This window comes from Dyella humi (assembly GCF_044904605.1).
Taxonomy (GTDB): Bacteria; Pseudomonadota; Gammaproteobacteria; order Xanthomonadales; family Rhodanobacteraceae; genus Dyella_B; species Dyella_B humi.
In genome coordinates, this window is sequence record NZ_JADIKI010000023.1 from 1812318 (window position 1) to 1830175 (window position 17858).

The 17858-nt window shown below is 62.8% G+C and carries 17 protein-coding genes; 6 read left to right on the plus strand and 11 right to left on the minus strand.

Annotated features, from left to right (window positions below):
* Window positions 1–5: 5 nt before the first annotated feature.
* The 11 genes from ilvB to ISP18_RS19260 form a co-directional block, all read right to left on the minus strand.
* Window positions 6–1874 (minus strand): biosynthetic-type acetolactate synthase large subunit, encoded by a 1869-nt coding sequence (gene ilvB, locus ISP18_RS19210; RefSeq protein ID WP_380011935.1) that lies wholly within the window; start codon window positions 1872–1874, stop codon window positions 6–8.
* Between the two features lie 82 nt (window positions 1875–1956).
* On the minus strand, window positions 1957–2271 hold the full coding sequence (locus ISP18_RS19215) for a VOC family protein (RefSeq protein ID WP_380011169.1): 315 nt from the start codon (window positions 2269–2271) through the stop codon (window positions 1957–1959).
* A gap of 77 nt (window positions 2272–2348) precedes the next feature.
* A complete protein-coding gene (gene ilvC, locus ISP18_RS19220; RefSeq protein ID WP_380011172.1) occupies window positions 2349–3365 on the minus strand; it encodes a ketol-acid reductoisomerase in 1017 nt (338 codons plus the stop codon).
* Complete coding sequence (ilvD, locus tag ISP18_RS19225) at window positions 3362–5080, minus strand: dihydroxy-acid dehydratase (RefSeq protein WP_380011175.1); 1719 nt, start codon at window positions 5078–5080, stop codon at window positions 3362–3364. Before ilvD ends, ilvC begins: the two co-directional genes overlap by 4 nt.
* 11 nt (window positions 5081–5091) lie before the next feature.
* A complete protein-coding gene (gene leuB / locus ISP18_RS19230; protein ID WP_380011178.1) occupies window positions 5092–6183 on the minus strand; it encodes a 3-isopropylmalate dehydrogenase in 1092 nt (363 codons plus the stop codon).
* Window positions 6180–6764 carry a 3-isopropylmalate dehydratase small subunit gene (gene leuD / locus ISP18_RS19235; RefSeq protein ID WP_380011181.1) on the minus strand — a complete coding sequence of 195 codons (585 nt, stop codon included), beginning with the start codon at window positions 6762–6764 and terminating at the stop codon, window positions 6180–6182. The genes leuB and leuD overlap by 4 nt, the downstream gene beginning before the upstream one ends.
* Before the next feature lie 142 nt (window positions 6765–6906).
* On the minus strand, window positions 6907–8319 hold the full coding sequence (gene leuC, locus ISP18_RS19240) for a 3-isopropylmalate dehydratase large subunit (RefSeq protein ID WP_380011184.1): 1413 nt from the start codon (window positions 8317–8319) through the stop codon (window positions 6907–6909).
* On the minus strand, window positions 8316–9320 hold the full coding sequence (locus ISP18_RS19245) for a branched-chain amino acid transaminase (protein ID WP_380011187.1): 1005 nt from the start codon (window positions 9318–9320) through the stop codon (window positions 8316–8318). Before ISP18_RS19245 ends, leuC begins: the two co-directional genes overlap by 4 nt.
* The gene (locus ISP18_RS19250) at window positions 9317–10924 is read right to left on the minus strand and encodes a 2-isopropylmalate synthase (RefSeq protein ID WP_380011190.1); all 1608 of its coding nucleotides are present in this window, start codon (window positions 10922–10924) and stop codon (window positions 9317–9319) included. The genes ISP18_RS19245 and ISP18_RS19250 overlap by 4 nt, the downstream gene beginning before the upstream one ends.
* A 504-nt stretch (window positions 10925–11428) precedes the next feature.
* Complete coding sequence (locus ISP18_RS19255; RefSeq protein WP_380011193.1) at window positions 11429–12037, minus strand: GNAT family N-acetyltransferase; 609 nt, start codon at window positions 12035–12037, stop codon at window positions 11429–11431.
* A 164-nt stretch (window positions 12038–12201) separates the two neighbouring features.
* Window positions 12202–12408, minus strand: coding sequence for a YdcH family protein (locus ISP18_RS19260; protein WP_380011196.1), 207 nt, complete (start codon window positions 12406–12408; stop codon window positions 12202–12204).
* A 146-nt stretch (window positions 12409–12554) separates the two neighbouring features.
* Between ISP18_RS19260 and ttcA the strand changes: the two genes are divergently transcribed.
* From ttcA to ISP18_RS19290, 6 genes are all read left to right on the plus strand, one after another.
* Window positions 12555–13436 (plus strand): tRNA 2-thiocytidine(32) synthetase TtcA, encoded by an 882-nt coding sequence (ttcA, locus tag ISP18_RS19265; protein ID WP_380011199.1) that lies wholly within the window; start codon window positions 12555–12557, stop codon window positions 13434–13436.
* A gap of 60 nt (window positions 13437–13496) precedes the next feature.
* Window positions 13497–14696 (plus strand): amino acid aminotransferase, encoded by a 1200-nt coding sequence (locus tag ISP18_RS19270; protein WP_380011202.1) that lies wholly within the window; start codon window positions 13497–13499, stop codon window positions 14694–14696.
* A gap of 153 nt (window positions 14697–14849) precedes the next feature.
* Window positions 14850–15761, plus strand: coding sequence for a recombination-associated protein RdgC (locus tag ISP18_RS19275; protein ID WP_380011205.1), 912 nt, complete (start codon window positions 14850–14852; stop codon window positions 15759–15761).
* Between the two features lie 328 nt (window positions 15762–16089).
* Complete coding sequence (locus ISP18_RS19280) at window positions 16090–16857, plus strand: M48 family metallopeptidase (protein WP_380011208.1); 768 nt, start codon at window positions 16090–16092, stop codon at window positions 16855–16857.
* A gap of 47 nt (window positions 16858–16904) precedes the next feature.
* Entirely contained in the window at window positions 16905–17120 is a 216-nt protein-coding gene (locus tag ISP18_RS19285) for a hypothetical protein (RefSeq protein ID WP_404559534.1), read from the plus strand.
* An 86-nt stretch (window positions 17121–17206) separates the two neighbouring features.
* Entirely contained in the window at window positions 17207–17794 is a 588-nt protein-coding gene (locus tag ISP18_RS19290; protein WP_380011212.1) for a methyltransferase family protein, read from the plus strand.
* The last annotated feature ends 64 nt before the right edge of the window (window positions 17795–17858 follow it).

The window sequence follows — 17858 nt, forward strand, 5'->3', positions numbered from 1 at the left end:
GGGATTCAAAAACTGTCGGACGCAACGGCTTCGCCGGTGTGCGCGACGGTACGTGTGGGAATGAAGTCGCCGGTGATCATTTGCGAATAGTTGGCGCCGGGGCCGACCATCGGATACACGCCGGCATCCGGGTCGATCATCACTTCAAGGAACGCCGGTCCTTTGAACGCCAGGAATTCGGCGATGGTGGCGGCCAGATCCTCGCGGCGCTCCAGCCGGCGTGCCCAGGCGAAGCCGTCAGCTTCTGCAGCGCGCACGAAATCCTTGCGATGCAGGCTCTTGTCGGAGGAAGCGAAGCGCCCCTTGAAGAACAGCTTCTGCCATTGGCGCACCATGCCGTCGCCGACGTTGTTGAGCACCACGATTTTCACCGGCAGATCGTAGGTGGTCACCGTTTCCAGCTCACCCAGGTTCATGCGGATGCTGGCGTCCCCATCAATGTCGATCACCAGCGCATCGCGCCGGGCGAATTGCGCGCCGACCGCAGCTGGCAGGCCAAAACCCATCGTGCCCATCGAGCCGGAGGTGAGCCAATGCCGCGGCGCGCGGAAATCCAGGTATTGCGCGGCCCACATCTGATGCTGGCCCACGCCGGTGCTGATGATGGCGCGGCCTTGCGTGTGGCGGTTGATCTCCTCCAGCACGGCGTACGGCTGAATCAGCGAGCTGTCGCGGTCGTAGTTCATGGCGTGCTTGTGTTTCAGCACCGCGATGTGCGCGTGCCAGTCGGCCAGCGCCGGTTGATGACCGCGTGCCTTGCCGTATTGAATGAGCCGTTGCAGTGCGCGATCCAGCGGACCGACGTGATGCCAATCGGCCGGCTTCACCTTGTTGATCTCAGCCGGATCGATGTCGATATGTGCGATGAACTTCGCCTTCGGCGCGAACTGCGACGGCACGCCGGCGACGCGATCGTCGAAGCGCGCGCCGAGCGTGAACAGGAAATCGCAATCCTCCACGGCGTAATTCGCATAGGCGGTACCGTGCATGCCGAGCATGTGTAGCGCCAGCGGGTGCGTGGTGTCGAAACCACCGATACCCATCAGCGTGGTGGTGACAGGCAGGCCGAACGTTTCGGCGAATTCGCGCAACAGCACCGACGCGCCGCTGGCGATCATGCCGCCGCCGGCATAGATCAGCGGACGCTTGGCCTGCAGCAGCACCTGGAAAAACGTAGCGCAATCGGTATCGCTCAAAGAGGCCTGCTCCACGGCACGCAGGCGCGCGCGATAGCCGGGCAGCGGCAGCTCCACCTTGCCGTCGAAAACAACGCCAGCGTTCTGGATGTCCTTGGGAACGTCCACGACTACCGGGCCGGGCCGTCCACTGCGCGCGATAGTGAATGCAGTGCGCAGCGTGGCTTCCAGTTTCTCCGCTTCGGTCACCAGGAACACGTGCTTGGCGCAGGCGCTCATGATGTTGCTGATCGGTGCTTCCTGGAACGCGTCGCTGCCGATGGCCTGTGTGGCGACCTGGCCGCAGATCACCACCAACGGAATCGAATCGGCGGTGGAGTCGCGCACTGGCGTCACCATGTTGGTGGCGCCCGGGCCGGAGGTCACGACGGCCACGCCGACCTTGCCCGACGCGCGCGCATAACCGGACGCCATGAAACCCGCGCCTTGCTCGTTGGCGGGCACGATCAGCGGCATCGGTTCGCTGCCGTCAGGCAACACGTGTTCGGCGTTGTGACGGAATACTGCATCGTAAACGGGCAAAATCGCGCCGCCGGAATAACCAAAAAGTACTTCCACACCTTCATCCGCCAGCACTTGTACGACGACATCCGCCCCGCTCATGGCAGTACCTGCCAGCGGATGGCGCGCGATGGCCTGTGCGGCATCGGCGGCGGGTGCGGGTTTCAGCAGTGGCATGTTCACGTCGGTCCCTTGGTGGTGTTTGAAGCGTGTGGTGCTGTTGGGTGATAGAGCGAAGCGATCCTCGGAAGCGTGCCCGTCAAGCGCTGACGGGCGCGCCATACATCTCCACAATGCGTTCGTCCTGTGCTTTGGCAGAGAAGCGTTCCCACTCGATACCGTTCACGTCGGTCGTACTGGTGAAGCCTTCCGCGCCGTCGTCCTCGAAACCTATGTGCCGCAACTGGCCAGCACGTTCGGCGTTTTCGTTGATCGAGAAATTCAACAGGTCGGTGCGCCACATCGCGTACTTGCCGTTGACCATGACGTTCGGTCGTTGGCCAAGGCGCGTGCTGTAGTCGGCGATGGAGGCGTCGAGATCGCGAACTGCAAGAGCAATGTGGAAACGTTTCATGGAGACATTCCTGTAAGGAACCATGCGGCGCCCACTGGCCGGAGACAGGGGGGAGCCTAGTGAGCGCCGCATGGTGTTCAACCAACCTTCTTCAGCGCCGGCTGGCCGGCCTTGGCGCCGGGCTGCAGCCAAGGCATGCGCGCGCGCAGCTTTGCGCCGACCTGCTCGATCGGGTGATCCAGATCCGCCTGCTTCCACTTCTTGTAGTTGGGCAGGCCAGCCTGGTATTCGGCGATCCAGTTGCGCGTGAAGGTGCCGTCCTGGATATCCTTCAGCACCGCCTTCATGCGCTCCTTGGTGCCGGCGTCGATCACGCGCGGGCCGCTGACGTAATCGCCGTACTGCGCAGTTTCGGAGACGAATTCCAGCATCTTGGTGATGCCGCCTTCGTAGAACAAATCCACGATCAGTTTCAGTTCGTGCAGCACTTCGTAGTAGGCGATCTCGGGCTGATAGCCGGCTTCCACCAGCGTTTCGAAACCTTTCAGCACCAGCTCGCTGGCGCCGCCGCACAACACGGCTTGCTCGCCGAACAGATCCGTTTCGGTCTCTTCCTTGAAATCGGTCTTGATCAACATCGCGCGCGCGCCGCCCAGGCCCGCGGCATAGGCGGTGGCCTTTTCTTCAGCGTGGCCGCTTACGTCCTGGTGCACGGCGTAGATGCAGGGCACGCCGCGGCCGCGCTCGTATTCGGTGCGCACCAGTGCGCCCGGGCCTTTCGGCGCGACCAGCACCACGTCGATGTCGGTGCGCGGTTCGATCAGCTTGAAGTGCACGTTCAGGCCGTGCGCAAACAGCAACGCAGCGCCGGGCTTGACGTTCGGCTCGATCGACTCCTTGTACAGCGTTGGCTGCACCATGTCCGGCGTCAGCACGGCAACCAGGTCCGCACCGCGTACGGCTTCGCCCGGCTCGACCACATGGAAGCCATCGGCCACGGCCTTGCTCCAGGTGGGGCCGTTCGGGCGCAGGCCGACGACGACATCCAGACCGGAGTCCTTCAGATTGAGCGCGTGGGCGCGGCCCTGGCTGCCGTAGCCAAGAACGGCAATGCGCGCCTTGGCGAGCGTTTCGGTGGTGGCGGTGGTGCTCATGCTGTGACTCCTGCGTCGATGCCTGATGTGACGGGTTGTGTTGTGATGGGTTGTTTAGGTGCGTTTGTGGATGGATGCGTGGTGGCGCCTTCGGAGGCGGACCCCACCAATTGCGCGTATTTGGCGAGCGCGCCGCGCGTAACTTTCGGCGCGGGCGGTTGCCAGCTGGCGCGGCGTGTAGCGAGATCGGCGTCCGTAGAGATCGTGCGCGACTGCGCATCGATCACGATGCGATCGCCCTCGTGCAGCAAAGCAATCGGGCCGCCGCGCACCGCTTCCGGTGCAATGTGGCCGACCATGAAGCCGTGCGTGGCGCCGGAGAAACGACCATCGGTGATTAGCGCGACGTCGTCGCCCAGGCCGCGGCCGATCAGTGCGGCCGTGACGCCCAGCATTTCGCGCATGCCGGGACCGCCGGCCGGACCTTCGTTGCGGATGACGATCACGTCGCCTTTGGTCAGCGTTCCGGCTTGCACGGCAGCGAAGGCCTGTTCCTCGCTTTCGAACACGCGTGCGCGTCCTTCGAAATGCGTGGCACCCTTGCCGGCCAGTTTCAGAATGCAGCCTTCTGGCGCCAGATTGCCGTACAGGATTGAATAGCCGCCACGCGGTTTCAGCGGTTGGCTCACTGGATGCACAACGTCCTGCTGTTCCGCTCGCGGTGCGGCAGCGCATTCCTCGAACAAGGTGCGACCGGTAACGGTGGGGCTGTCCTCCAGCATGTTCGCGGCGATCAATTCCTGCGCGACGCGTGCGCTTCCACCTGCGCCAAACAATTCGACGGCGGTATAGCGGCCGCCGGGCAGCAGATCGGCAATCACTGGCGTATGGGCCGAAGCAGGCTCGAAATCCTCGATCGTCCACGGCACATCGGCTTCGCGCGAGATCGCCAGCAGATGCAGCACAGCATTGGTGGAGCCGGCCGTTGCTGCAACCATGCGCGCCGCGTTGCGAAACGCCGTTTGGTTCAGGATATCCAGTGGTTTGCGCTGTTCGCGCAAGCAATCCATCACCAACTCGCCGCAGCGAAATGCCGCATGCGCCTTCGCTGGATGCGTGGCGGGAATATCGTTGAAGCCCATTGGTGACAGGCCCAGCGTCTGCAGCACCATCGCCATGGTGTTGGCGGTGAACTGGCCACCGCAGGCGCCGGCACCTGGGCAAGCATCCTTTTCCACTGCCGCCAGTTCGGCATCGTCGATTTTGCCGGCGCCGTGCGCGCCGACCGCTTCGAACACCTGCTGGATGGTGATGGGGTGATTGTTGTGATTGCCGTGCGCGATGCTGCCACCGTACAGCGCGACCGCGGGAATGTTCAGGCGCGCCATCGCCATCGCGGCGGCGGGAATGGTCTTGTCGCAACCGCACAGCACCACCATCGCGTCGAGGCAATGGCCGTCGACGGCCAGCTCAATCGAGTCGGTGATCACTTCGCGGCTGATCAGCGAGGCGCGCATGCCTGGCGTGCCCATCGCGATACCGTCGGTGACGGCGATGGTGTTGAACTCGATCGGCGTACCGCCGGCCGCGCGAATACCAGCTGAAACATGCTCGGCGAGATCGCGCAGGTTGAGGTTGCACGGGCTCACGTTGGACCACGTATGCACCACCGCCACCAGCGGCTTGGTGATGTCGCTGTCCTGCAAGCCGGTGGCGCGCAGCATCGCGCGTGCGGGTGCGCGGTCGGGGCCGGTTTTGATCAGATCGCTACGCATCGTCACTCCGCTCAGCCACACGCACGCAGGCCGGAGAGAAACGCCGGCGTGGCCACGTCGTCGAGCGCGGCGATCACGGCGTCACGCACGTCCGCGGTGCCGGCCTTGCCGCCGATGTCGCGCGTGTGCGGGCCGTTGGTCAGCACATGGCTGACGGCCGCCTCGATGGTGGTCGCTTCCACGTCCAGATCCAGCGAGTGCCGCAATAGCAACGCGGCGGACAGGATCGCACCCAGCGGATTCGCCACGCCTTGCCCGGCGATGTCCGGTGCCGAACCGTGGATCGGCTCATACAGACCGATCTTGCCTTCGCCCAGCGAAGCGGATGGCAGCAAGCCCAGGGAACCTGCCAGCGCGGCGGCTTCATCGGTGAGGATGTCGCCGAACAGGTTTTCGGTGACGACCACGTCGTAGCGCGAAGGCTGCGTCAGCAGCAGCATCGCCATCGAATCGACCAGCTGGTGCTCCAGCTTCACATCCGGATATTCGGCGGCGACACGCGTGACCGTGCTGCGCCACAGGCGCGACGTTTCCAGCACGTTGGCTTTGTCCACCGAGGTGACATGCTGGCGACGTTCGCGCGCCAGCTCGAAGGCGCGACGCGTGACGCGCTCGACTTCGGCTACGGTGTACTTGCATTCGTCGGTGGCGGTATCGGTGGTGCGCGTCTTCGCGCCGAAGTATGCGCCGCCGGTCAGTTCACGTACGAACAGCACGTCGACGTTCTTAAGCTTCTCGTTCTTCAGCGGCGACAGCGAGGCCAGCGACGGATGCACCTGCAGCGGACGCAGGTTGGCGTACACGCCGAGTGCGGCACGAATCGCGAGCAGGCCTTGCTCGGGACGCACTTTCGCCTGCGGATCGGACCACTTCGGTCCGCCGACCGCGCCCAGAAACACGGCATCCGCCTTCTTGCAGGCTTCCAGCGTGGCGGCTGGCAGCGGTTCGCCGGTAGCGTCGATGGCGCAGCCGCCGATCAGATGCGATTCGAATTCGAAAGTGTGGCCGCTGCGCTCGGCAACGGCGTGCAGTACGGCGACCGCCGCGTCGAGAACTTCTGGGCCTACGCCGTCGCCGGGTAGGGTAACGATGCGCGCCTTCATGCCGCCTTCTCCTGTGTATGTTCGTAGTGAGTGATTGCGTCGTCGTGCTGCAGCAGGAAACCGAGCTGATCCACGCCGTTGAGCAGGCAATGCCGTGCGAAGGCCTCCAACTGGAAGCGGATGCGTCCGCCGTCTGGCAGTTCGATCGCCTGTTCGCGCACGTCGATGGATAGCTCGATGCCGGGGTTCTTCAGCAGCCAGTGGTGTTCGGCTTCATCCAGTACGATGGCGAGCAGGCCGTTCTTCAGCGCATTGCCGCGGAAGATGTCGGCGATCTCGCTGCACAGCACCGCCTGGATGCCGTAATCCAGCAACGCCCACGGCGCGTGTTCGCGTGAGGAACCGCAGCCGAAATTACGGCCGGCGACCAGGATGTTGCAGCCGCGTGCTTCGGGCTTGTTGAGCGGAAACTCAGGGTTGTCGCTGCCGTCCTGGCGGTAGCGCCAGTCGTTGAAGCAGAATTTGCCGAGGCCGGCCCGCTCGGTGGTGGTCAGAAAGCGCGCGGGGATGATGCGATCGGTGTCGATGTTTTCATCGGGCAACACCGCCGTGCGCGAATGAATACGGGTGACGGGTTTCATTGGAAAGCTCCAGCAAAGCGGGCCTCCTCTCCCCTTTGGGGAGAGGATTGAGGTGAGGGGGAGCGCTTCGCATGAAGCGCGTGGCGAGGTTGGCCCCTCACCCCAGCCCTCTCCCCGGAGGGGAGAGGGAGTGAGATCGCGCTCATGCCGCCACCTCCGTCAAATACTCACGAGGATCGGCAATCGTGCCGGCGATGGCCGAAGCGGCAGCCGTCGCGGGACTGGCCAGTACGGTGCGTGCGCCCTTGCCCTGGCGGCCTTCGAAATTGCGGTTGGACGTGCTCACTACCAGTTGGCCTGGCTGCGCCAGATCGCCGTTCATGGCGATGCACATCGAGCAGCCCGGAATGCGCCACTCGGCGCCCGCGGCAAGAAACACGTCGTGCAAGCCCTCTTTCTCCGCATCGCGGCGCACGGCTTCAGAGCCGGGCACAACCAGCGCGCGCACGCCCTTGGCGACATGCCGACCGCGCATCACGTTAGCCGCTTCGCGCAGATCCGACAGACGCGAGTTGGTGCAGCTGCCGATGAACACCACGTCCACCGCCATGCCTTGCATCGGCTGGTTCGCTTTCGCCTGCATGTAATCCAGCGCGCGCTGCTCCACTGAGTTGCGCGCGGCGGGCACGGGCTTGTCCATCGCGATCGCCATACCTGGATGCGTGCCGTAGGTGACGGTGGGACGGATCTTGCTGGCGTCGAAGCGCACTTCGCGGTCGTAGCTCGCGCCTTCGTCGCTGCGCAGGTCGCGCCAACGCTGTACGGCGACGTCCCATGCTGCGCCCTGCGGCGCGCGCGGACGGCCTTTCAGCCAGGCGAAAGTGGTTTCATCCGGCGCAATCAATCCAGCGCGTGCGCCCGCTTCGATCGACATGTTGCACACCGTCATGCGTTCTTCCATCGACAGTGCTTCGATCGCTTCGCCGCGGTACTCGAGCACGTAGCCGGTGCCGCCATCCACACCGATCTCACCGATGATGTGCAAGATCAGATCCTTCGCGCCAACACCGCGCGGTAACTTGCCGTCGACGTGAATCGCGAAGGTTTTCGGCCTGCGCTGCAGCAGGCACTGCGTGGCCATCACGTGGCCGACTTCGGTGGTGCCGATGCCAAACGCCAGCGCACCGAACGCTCCATGCGTGGAGGTGTGGCTGTCGCCGCAGACGATCGTCATGCCCGGCTGCGTGGCGCCCAATTCAGGACCGATCACGTGCACGATGCCGCGGTCGCTGCTGTCCCAGCCGTACAATTGCACCCCGAATTCGCGGCAGTTGGTTTCCAACTGCGCGACCTGGGCTTTCGCTTCGGCATTCGCATACGGGCGCTCGCCGTTCGCTGCAGCAGGCAGAGTAGGTGTGGAGTGATCGAGCGTGGCCAGCGTGCGATCCGGGCGACGCAGTTTCAGACCACGCGAGCGCAGTTCGCTGAATGCCTGCGGCGAGGTAACTTCGTGAACCAAGTGCAAATCGACGTACAGCACGGCCGGCGTATCGGCCGATTCGGGCGCTACCACGTGAGCGTCCCAGATTTTTTCGAATAGCGTCCGTGAACTCATGCGGTCACCTTCATTGCCGGTTGCTGCTCTTGGTGAGGAGTGCGGCCATGGATGGCCGCTTTTTGATCTTCGCGGTCAGGGACGACCGCAGAAACGTGGGTCAACCAGCCGTAGCGATCTTGGGTGCGGCCCTCAAACAGGCCGAAGAACGCATCGCGTAGCGCACGCGTGATCGGACCGGGTGTACCGCTGCCGACCTTCTTGCGATCCACCGAACGCACCGGTGTGATCTCCGCTGCGGTGCCGGTCATGAACACTTCGTCCGCGCTGTACAGCGCCTCACGAGGCAGGTCGCGTTCTTCCACGACCAAGCCCATGTCATTAGCGAGCGTGATTACGGTGTCGCGCGTGATGCCGGCCAGGATGCCGGCGCTCGACGGCGGCGTGAGCAGCTTGCCGCGTTTGACCAGGAACAGGTTTTCGCCAGCACCTTCGCTCAGCAAGCCGTTGCAGCCCAGCGCGATGCCTTCATCGAAGCCGCCGCGGCGCGCTTCCAGGCCGATCAGCTGGCTGCTTAGGTAATTGCCGCCGGCCTTGGCCCAGCTCGGGAAAGTGTTCGGTGCGGGACGGTTCCACGAGGACACGCATACGTCCGCACCGCGCTCGGCAGCTTCGCCGAGGTAGGCGCCCCATTCCAAAGCCATGATCGCGACGTCGACGGGCGCGCCGTCCCTGGGGAGAACGCCGAGCCCGCCGGCGCCGCGAAAGACAATCGGTCGTACATAAGCCGATGCCATCCGATTGGCGCGAATCAGTTCCAGGCAAGCTTCGTTGATCTCATCTTCGCTATAGCCGATCTCGATCTCATACACGCGCGCCGATTCGAACAGACGGCGCGTGTGATCGGCGAGTCGGAAATAGGCCGGCCCTTCCGGCGTGGCATACACGCGCTCGCCTTCGAATACGGACGAGCCGTAATGCAAGGCGTGCGTGCTGACGTGGACGGTGGCTTCGGCCCAGGGCTTGATGCGGCCGTTATGCCAAAGGAAGGGCGTGCTCATGCTGTTGCTCCTTGGAGTACGGAAGCATCGGCGCTGTTATCGCGAGCCTGTCGCTCGATGCGATTGACAATGGCGAGCGCGGCGTGCGCCGTCGCTTCGATGATGTCGGTGCTGACGCTGCTGCCTTGCCAGTCGCGCTGGGCATGGCGCGCGGTGAGTTGCGCGTGGCCTTGTGCGTCGCCGCCTTCGCTCATCGCGCGTACCTGGAAGCGCTTCAGCACCATGTCGGTGCCGGTGGCGCGCTCGATCGCGCGTAGCACGGCGTCCACGGGGCCATCGCCGATGGCGGCTTCGCTCACTTCGCGGCCGTCTTCGTGACCCAGCTTCACGTTGGCCGAGGCGTTGCCACCCAGGTGCGAGCTGGTGTTGAGTTGCACCAGATGCCACGGGCCGGTCGCGTCCGGATCCAGGCCCAGGGCTAGCGCTTCCAGATCCTCGTCGCGGATGTCGCGCTTGCGATCGGCCAACGCCTTAAAGTGCTTGAAGACGCTCTCCATGGCTTCGTCGTCCAGCGTGTGCCCTAGTGTTTCCAGCCGTTGGCGCAACGCGTGGCGGCCCGAATGCTTGCCCAGCACCAGCGTGGTTTCGGCAATGCCCACATCCTGCGGACGCATGATTTCGTAGGTGCTGCGATGCTTGAGCATGCCGTGCTGATGGATGCCCGATTCGTGCGCGAAGGCGTTCTCGCCGACCACCGCCTTGTTGCGTTGGACCACTTGGCCGGTGAGCTGAGTCAGTAGGCGCGAAGTGGGATACAGCTTGCGCGTGTCGATGCCGGTAGCGATGCCAAAATGCGGCGCGCGAACTTTCAGCGCCATCACGATTTCTTCCAGCGCGGCATTACCGGCACGCTCGCCGATGCCGTTGATGGTGCATTCCACCTGGCGCGCACCGGCGCTCACGGCAGCGAGGCTGTTAGCAACGGCCATGCCCAAGTCATCGTGGCAGTGCGTGGAAAACACGGCTTTGTGCGCATCGCGCACGTTCTTGCGCAGGTAGGTGAACAGCTCGACCATCTCGGAAGGCGTGGTGTAGCCCACGGTGTCGGGCGCGTTGAGCGTGGTGGCGCCAGCGGCGATGGCGGCGCTGAAGACTTCGACGAGGAATTCCGGTTCGGTGCGCAGCGCGTCTTCGGCGGAGAATTCCACGTCTGCGCAGTATTTGCGTGCGCGTTCGATGGAGGCGACGGCGGTATCCAGAACCTGCTGCTTGCTCATGCCGAGCTTGTGTTCGCGATGCAGCGGGCTGGTGGAGAGGAACAGGTGAATGCGTGATCGGTGTGCGCGTTCCAAGGCGCGTGCGGAGGTGTCGATATCGCCGGTTTGACATCGCGCTAGTGCGCACACCGTGGTGTTGCGCAAACTTCGCGCGATCTCTTCAACCGCAGCGAAATCATCCGGTGAAGCCTGTGGAAAACCGGCTTCCAGGATGTCCACGCCCAACGCTTCCAGGGCTTGTGCCATGCACAATTTGGCGCGCCGGTCCATGGAAAAACCGGGAGCCTGTTCACCGTCGCGCAGGGTGGTGTCGAAGATACGTACGCGATCTTCGGCGCTGTCGCCACCTTCACTGGTGTCGTTCGGTTGTGCTGTTTGGGAATTCATGCCTGGCTCCGTTTTGGGTCGGAAAGGGGCGATAAAAAACCCCGCATCCTGTTCGGGTGCGGGGTTCTTTGGGGTATCTAGGTTAGTTTTGCTTTACCTTGACACGCGTCCTCAGCCCGCACCTCCGTTGGTAATGAGGAGTACGAGTACAAGGGAAATAAGAAGGAGGCCGGCGAACGGCAGCACGTCCGTCATCGTCGGGGGACGAATCGCACGGGTCGTGTAGCGGTGGCTGTTGCGCTGCGGCATGTCGTCGAACGTAGGGCAGTCGAGCAAACGTGTCAACTATTTTTTTATGAGAAATTTTCCGAATTGTCTATTCGGGCAAATTTGGATGGCTAAACGTCCATATGTATCAAGCACTCGCGGAAAGTTGGTTTCAATCGCAACGATGTTGTTTCATTCGAAACCATGCAGGTGTTTGGACGAAATGCTCCAGGGATAGGGATGTTCACTGGACAAGCTCGAGGGGCTTCGTTACGCCTTGTGGGACGATGGCTAGAGTCAGTCGCTCGCTTGTGCGCTCAGACGTGCCAGTCGCATGCCCAGCCAGCGCTGCACGTCGGGCCATTCGCCGGCGAGGATGGAGTAGCACACCGTGTCGCGCAGCGTACCGTCCGGACGGCGCTTGTGAGCGCGCAGCACACCGTCCTTGTGTGCGCCCAAGCGCTCGATCGCGCGCTGCGAATCGAGATTGCGGTGGTCAGTATGGAACTCCACCGCCACGCAGCCGAGCCCTTCGAAGGCGTGTTGGAGCAGGAGCCGCTTGCAGGCGGTGTTGAGATGGCTCTTCTGCCAGCGCTTCGCATACCAGGTGTAGCCGATGGCGATGCGCGGCAGTTCCGGTGCGAAATCGTAGAAGCGCGTGGTGCCCACGATCTCGCCGCTGCTTTTCTCACGCACCGCGAACGGCAGCATGAGGTTGGCGGCAAGACCTTCCAGCGCCTTCTCGATATAGGCGCGGGCCTGCCCAGGCGCTGGCGCGCTGGTGAACCACAGATTCCAGAGTTCCCCATCGGCTGCGGCCGCTTCAAGCTCGGGCACGTGATGCAGGCCAAGGGGTTCAAGCAGGACGTGGTCGTCTTCGAGGCGGACAGGCGTGAGGGTGGGCATGGTTATTGAGCGGGGAATGGGGAACAGGGAGCGGGGACCATGAGGCGCGCGCGAATAGAGACAGTACGGGGAAAACGCTTTAGGGAAAAGTCTTCAAACGATGGCTTACAACCAAAGTCGGCTTTACGAGAATCATTCGTTCCCCGTTCCCCGTTCCCCGTTCTTCAGGCATCCAGGTCCGGAATCAGCTTGCTTTCCAGCCGCGCGATGGCGTCCTTCAACAGCAGCTTGCGCTTCTTCATGCGGGTGATCTGCAGCTCATCGACACCGATCGAGGTGGACATCTGCTGGATGGCTGTGTCCAGGTCGCGATGTTCCTGGCGCAATTCGGCCAAGAGATGGGCGATCTGGGCGGGATCCTGAGCCTGCATGTCGGCAATCGCGAAAAGGAGGGCGGTAAGGACGTAAATTGTAGCGCGCCTGGGGACAGACGGCGGGAGCGGCCAGCGTGAAGCGTCCCGTTCCCCGTGCCCGGCCGGCTACAATACGTGCTCGCCTGTCGTAGCCGTGCCCGCCCATGTCCGCCCATCTTGAGGCCACTCCACCTGATCTCGCCCGTAAGCGCGCCTATGAAGCCGCTAAGCTGGCCAAGCGCCTGCGCCATCAGGTTGGTCAGGCGATTGCCGATTTCAACATGATCGAGGGCGGCGACAAGGTGATGGTGTGCCTGTCAGGCGGCAAGGATTCGTACACCATGCTCGACATCCTGCTGTCGTTGCAGGCCAAGGCGCCGGTACGTTTCGAACTGATCGCGGTGAACCTGGATCAGAAGCAGCCGGACTTCCCCGAACACGTATTGCCGCAATACCTCACCGAGCGCGGCGTACCGTTCCATATCATCGAGCAGGACACATACAGCACGGTCACCCGGGTGATTCCCGAAGGCAAGACCATGTGCAGCCTGTGCTCACGCCTGCGCCGTGGCGCGCTGTACCACTGGGCGGCGGACAACGGCGTTACCAAGATCGCGCTGGGCCATCATCGCGACGACATCCTCGCCACTTTCTTCCTCAATCTGTTCCATCAGGGCAGCCTGAAGGCGATGCCGCCCAAGCTGCGTTCGGACGACGGGCGTCATGTGGTGATACGTCCGCTGGCGTACTGCAAGGAAAGTGACATCGCTGACTACGCGGAGCACAAGCAGTTTCCGATCATTCCCTGTAATCTTTGCGGCTCGCAGGAAAACTTGCAGCGCAAGTCGGTCGGTCGCATGTTGCAGGATTGGGAGCGCCAGTATCCCGGGCGCAGCGAAACCATGTTTCGCGCGCTGGGTAATGCGGCACCCTCGCAGTTGGCTGATCGCAAGCTGTTCGATTTCGCCGAGCTCGGTTCGCAGGAAGGCGCTAAGCGCGCCGACACTCACGGCTGGCTGGCGGGAAGCGATGGCGAGAACAACTGATTAGATTTCAGGTGGACGTCTGGACGTCTAAATTTCTTCTTCCACTTTTTGAGTAGAACCGTGTCCTTTTTCGCATCCGTTGAAATGACCCCAGGCGATCCGATCCTGGGCCTCACCGAAGCTTTCGTGGCTGATTCGCGTCCCGGCAAGGTCAACCTGGGCGTGGGCATCTATTGCGACGAAAGCGGCCGTATTCCCGTGCTGCGCGCCGTACGCCAAGTGGAAGAAGCGCTGGCGAAAGAATCCCTGCCGCGCGGCTATCTGCCCATCGACGGTCTGCCTGCCTATACGCAGGCCACGCAGAAGCTGGTGTTCGGACCGGAATCGCCGCTGCTGGCGGCTGGCCGTGTGGCCACCTCGCAGACTATCGGCGGCAGCGGTGCGCTGCGCGTGGGCGCGGAACTGCTGAAGAAAGCGCTGCCCAATGCCAAGGTGGCCATCAGCAGCCCGAGCTGGGAAAACCATCGTGTAGTGTTCAACGCGGCCGGTTTCGAAGTGGTGGATTACGCCTACTACGATGCCGCCACGAACGGGCTGGATTTTCCAGGCATGCTGGCCGATCTCAACAAGCTGGAGCCGGGCACCGTGGTGCTGTTGCATGCGTGCTGCCACAACCCCACCGGCGTGGATCTTTCCGTCGAGCAGTGGAAGCAAGTCGTTGCGGTGGTGAAGGATCGCAATTTGCTGCCCTTCATCGACATGGCCTACCAGGGCTTCGACAAGGGCATCGACGAAGACGCTGCTGCGGTGCGTCTGTTCGCCGAATCGGGCATCGATTCCTTCGTAGTGGCGAACTCATATTCGAAGTCGTTCTCGCTGTACGGCGAACGCGTGGGCGCGCTGTCGGTTGTCGGCGCTACGCGAGAGGAAGCGCTGCGCGTGCAGTCGCTGGTCAAGCGCATCATTCGCTCCATTTATTCCAGCCCGTCCACGCACGGCGGAGCGCTGGTGGCCGGCGTGCTCAACAGCGCCGAGCTGCGTGCGCTGTGGGAGCAGGAACTTACCGAGATGCGCGAGCGCATTCACGCGATGCGTGCCGGCATGGTGCAGAAACTCGCCGCGAACGGTGCACCGCAGTTTGGTTTCATCCAGAGGCAGGCGGGCATGTTCTCGTATTCGGGCCTCTCCAAGGCGCAGGTGGATCGCTTGCGCGAGGAGCATGCGATTTACGCCATCGGCACGGGGCGCATCTGCGTGGCGGCGTTGAATCGCAACAATCTCGATAACGTAGTTGCTGCAGTTGCCGCCGTCATTCGTTGAGTTGCTCCATTCTGCCTATAACCACTCCCTCCCCTGCTTGCAGGGGAGGGTTGGGGTGGGGTGAGTACTAGCCTCAAGCTTTCCCGCAAGTATTCACCCCCTCCCAACCTCCCCCTGCAAGCAGGGGGAGGGGCAAACCTCATTGGAACTTGCATGTTTTTCCGCAACCTCACGCTGTTCCGCTTTTCTCCCTCCGTTGCCGAAGACCTGAAACGCCTCGATGAAGCCTTGGGCGAACATCGCCTGCGTCCGTGCGGTCCGCTGGAAATGGCCACGCGCGGTTTCGTGCCGCCAGTCGGCCGCGGCGACGATGCGCCAATGACACACGCCGTGAACGCCTGCACGCTCATCACCGTGGGCGGCGAAGAAAAGCTGCTGCCCGCCGCCGTGGTGAACGACGAACTGCAGCGCAAGGTGCAAAAGATCGCCGAAGAAGAAGGCCGCAAGGTCGGCGGTCGCGAGCGCAAGCGCATCAAGGAAGACCTGCTCACCGAACTGCTGCCGCGCGCCTTCGTGCGCAGCTCGCGCATGTCCGCCTACGTCGATCGCAAGAACGGCTGGCTGGTGCTCGACACCGCCAGTCGCAAGAGTGCGGAAAACGCGCTTACTCAAGTGCGCGAGGCGCTCGGCAGTTTCCCCGCCGTGCCGCTTGCGCCTGAAGAAGGCCCGCGCGTGCTGATGACCGATTGGCTCGCCAGCGGCAAGTTGCCGGGCGGCCTGGTGCTGGGCGACGAATGCGAACTGCGTGATCCCGCCACGGCTACCGGCGCCATCGCGCGCTGCCGTCGTCAGGATCTTGATGCCGAGGAAGTGAAGGAACACCTGCGCAACGGCAAGCAGGTCTTCCAGCTTGGTTTGGTGTTCGACGATCGCATCAGCTTCGTGCTCGGCGAGGATCTAGTGTTGCGCAAGCTGAAATTCCTCGACGCGGTGATCGATGAGCTGGGCGACGGTCAGCAGGATGCTGCGGCTGAAATGGATGCCCGTTTCGCATTGTTGACGTTGGAATTGGAACGTCTGCTGGGCAAGCTGGAAGAGTGGTTCGGGTTGCCGCGGCCCGAGTAACTTCGCGCGATCCAGCTCCCTCTCCCATCCGGGGAGAGGGCTAGGGTAAGGGGCCAAGGCTTGCGGGGAAGCATGGCAAGATCCCGGCTATATGTCCCCCGAATTCCCGCCCAAGACAGGTAGTCCGGTGAGGTTGACCCCCACCCCAAACCTTCTCCCGGGAGGGGAGAGGGGGCGGCAGGCCGTCCCATCCCGCCTGAGACGCGCGCTAGACCGGGCTTCCCGCAGTAAGCGCAAAAAAGCCCTTGCGCGAAGCCTCGGCACCCCACATTCTGCCCGTGCCCAAGCCCTCCCCGCGGCCTGGGAGCAGTATTGAAAGGCAGGACCCATGGCGTATCTCGACGGCGACTGGCTGGAGTTGGCAACACCCAGCGGCAATACCATTCGTGTGCTGAAAGCTTCGCACCCGCGGGCGCGACGGCTGCGTCTGACGGTGTCGACGAAGGGTGCGCGCATCACTTATCCGCAAGGCACCCATCCTTCGCAGGTCAACGCGTTTCTGCGTCACAACGCCGACTGGCTGGAGAAGAAGCTCGGCGAACTCAATCTCGTAATCGAACCGCTACCGTCGCTGCGCGTCGGCACACCGGTCGAATTTCCGTTGCGCGGCGAAATCACCACGCTCGATTGGGACGAAGGCGCGTATCCGCGCGTGGTCGCCCATGACGGCGGCATCACGCTGGAGATCCCGCGTCCGCACAGTCGCGCCTTGCCAGTCGCGCGCGGCCTGCTTGCTTCGTATTTCGAAACGCAGATTCGCCGCGACGTATCGCGCTGGCTTGCCGGTTACGTGCCGCAGCTCGGTCTTGCGCCGACGGCTTTGCGCGTTCGTCCAATGAAGAGCTTGTGGGGCAGCCTGGATACGCGAGATCGCATCAACCTGGATCTTGCGCTCGCGCTCGCGCCACCCGCGGCTCTGCGCTATGTGTTGGCGCACGAGTTGTGTCATCTGAAAGTACGCAATCACTCGCCGCGCTTCTGGGCGCACGTGGAATCGATCTTTCCGGACTGGCGCGAACAGCGCGATTGGCTGCGCCAGAACGGCGCGATGCTGAAGGCTGAACTGGATCGATTGATCGCCGACGTCGCCGATTGATCGCTATGTCTTAAGGCGACAGAAAGCAGTTTTTCAGGATGAATGACATGCATTATTTCTTCTGCAAGCTGCATGGGCCACGCGTTACATTTCCCGCCGACATCACGCCTGAGGAAGGCGTGTTGATGAAAGCGCACGTGGATTACTGGCGCGAACAGATGCACAAAGGCTATGTCGTGGTGTTCGGTCCCGTGATGGACCCAGCGACAGCGTACGCGTGCTCGTCATGCAGCTTCCAGAAAGCGTTGCGCCCGAATCATTGATCGATGGCGATCCCGTCATCCAGGCCGAGCGCGGCTTCCGTTTCGAGTTCCATCCGATGCGAGCCGTGTTGCCACAACAGGCATAAATGCGCGCGATGACAACGGTACTCAGTCCATGGTTCAGCGGCGTATGGATGCTCTGGCTGGCGTACTGGGGCATCAGCGCGCTGCGCGTCAAGCCAGCCGTCCGTGTCGAATCGCGCAGTTCGCGCTGGGGCAGGCATGTGTTGCTTATCATCCTGGCGGTACTGCTGTTGCGCAGGTACCCATGGTTGAACGGCAGCTTCCTCAACGAACGTTTTGTGCCGGATCAGGCATGGATCGTGTGGCTGGGCTTTACCCTCACGGTGATCGGTCTGGCCTTCACCTGCTGGGCGCGCGTGGTGCTGGGACGAAACTGGAGTGCCATCGTGCAGCTCAAGCAGGATCATGAACTGATCGTGCGCGGTCCGTACAGTTTCGTGCGACACCCAATCTACACCGGTTTGCTGCTCGCCTTCTTCGGCACTGCATTGGCCATCGGCGAGTGGCATACGCTGGTCGCCACCGCGCTCGTCGCCATCGCGTTCTGGCGCAAGCTAAGGCTTGAAGAACGCTGGTTGTGCGAACTCTTCGGTGATCAATACCGCAACTACATGCAACACGTAAAAGCCCTAGTGCCCTGGGTGCTTTGACGCTGTGGCGACGGCTTGCGCCGTAGTTTGTGCACTTGGAACATGGCGTTCGATCGATGCATGG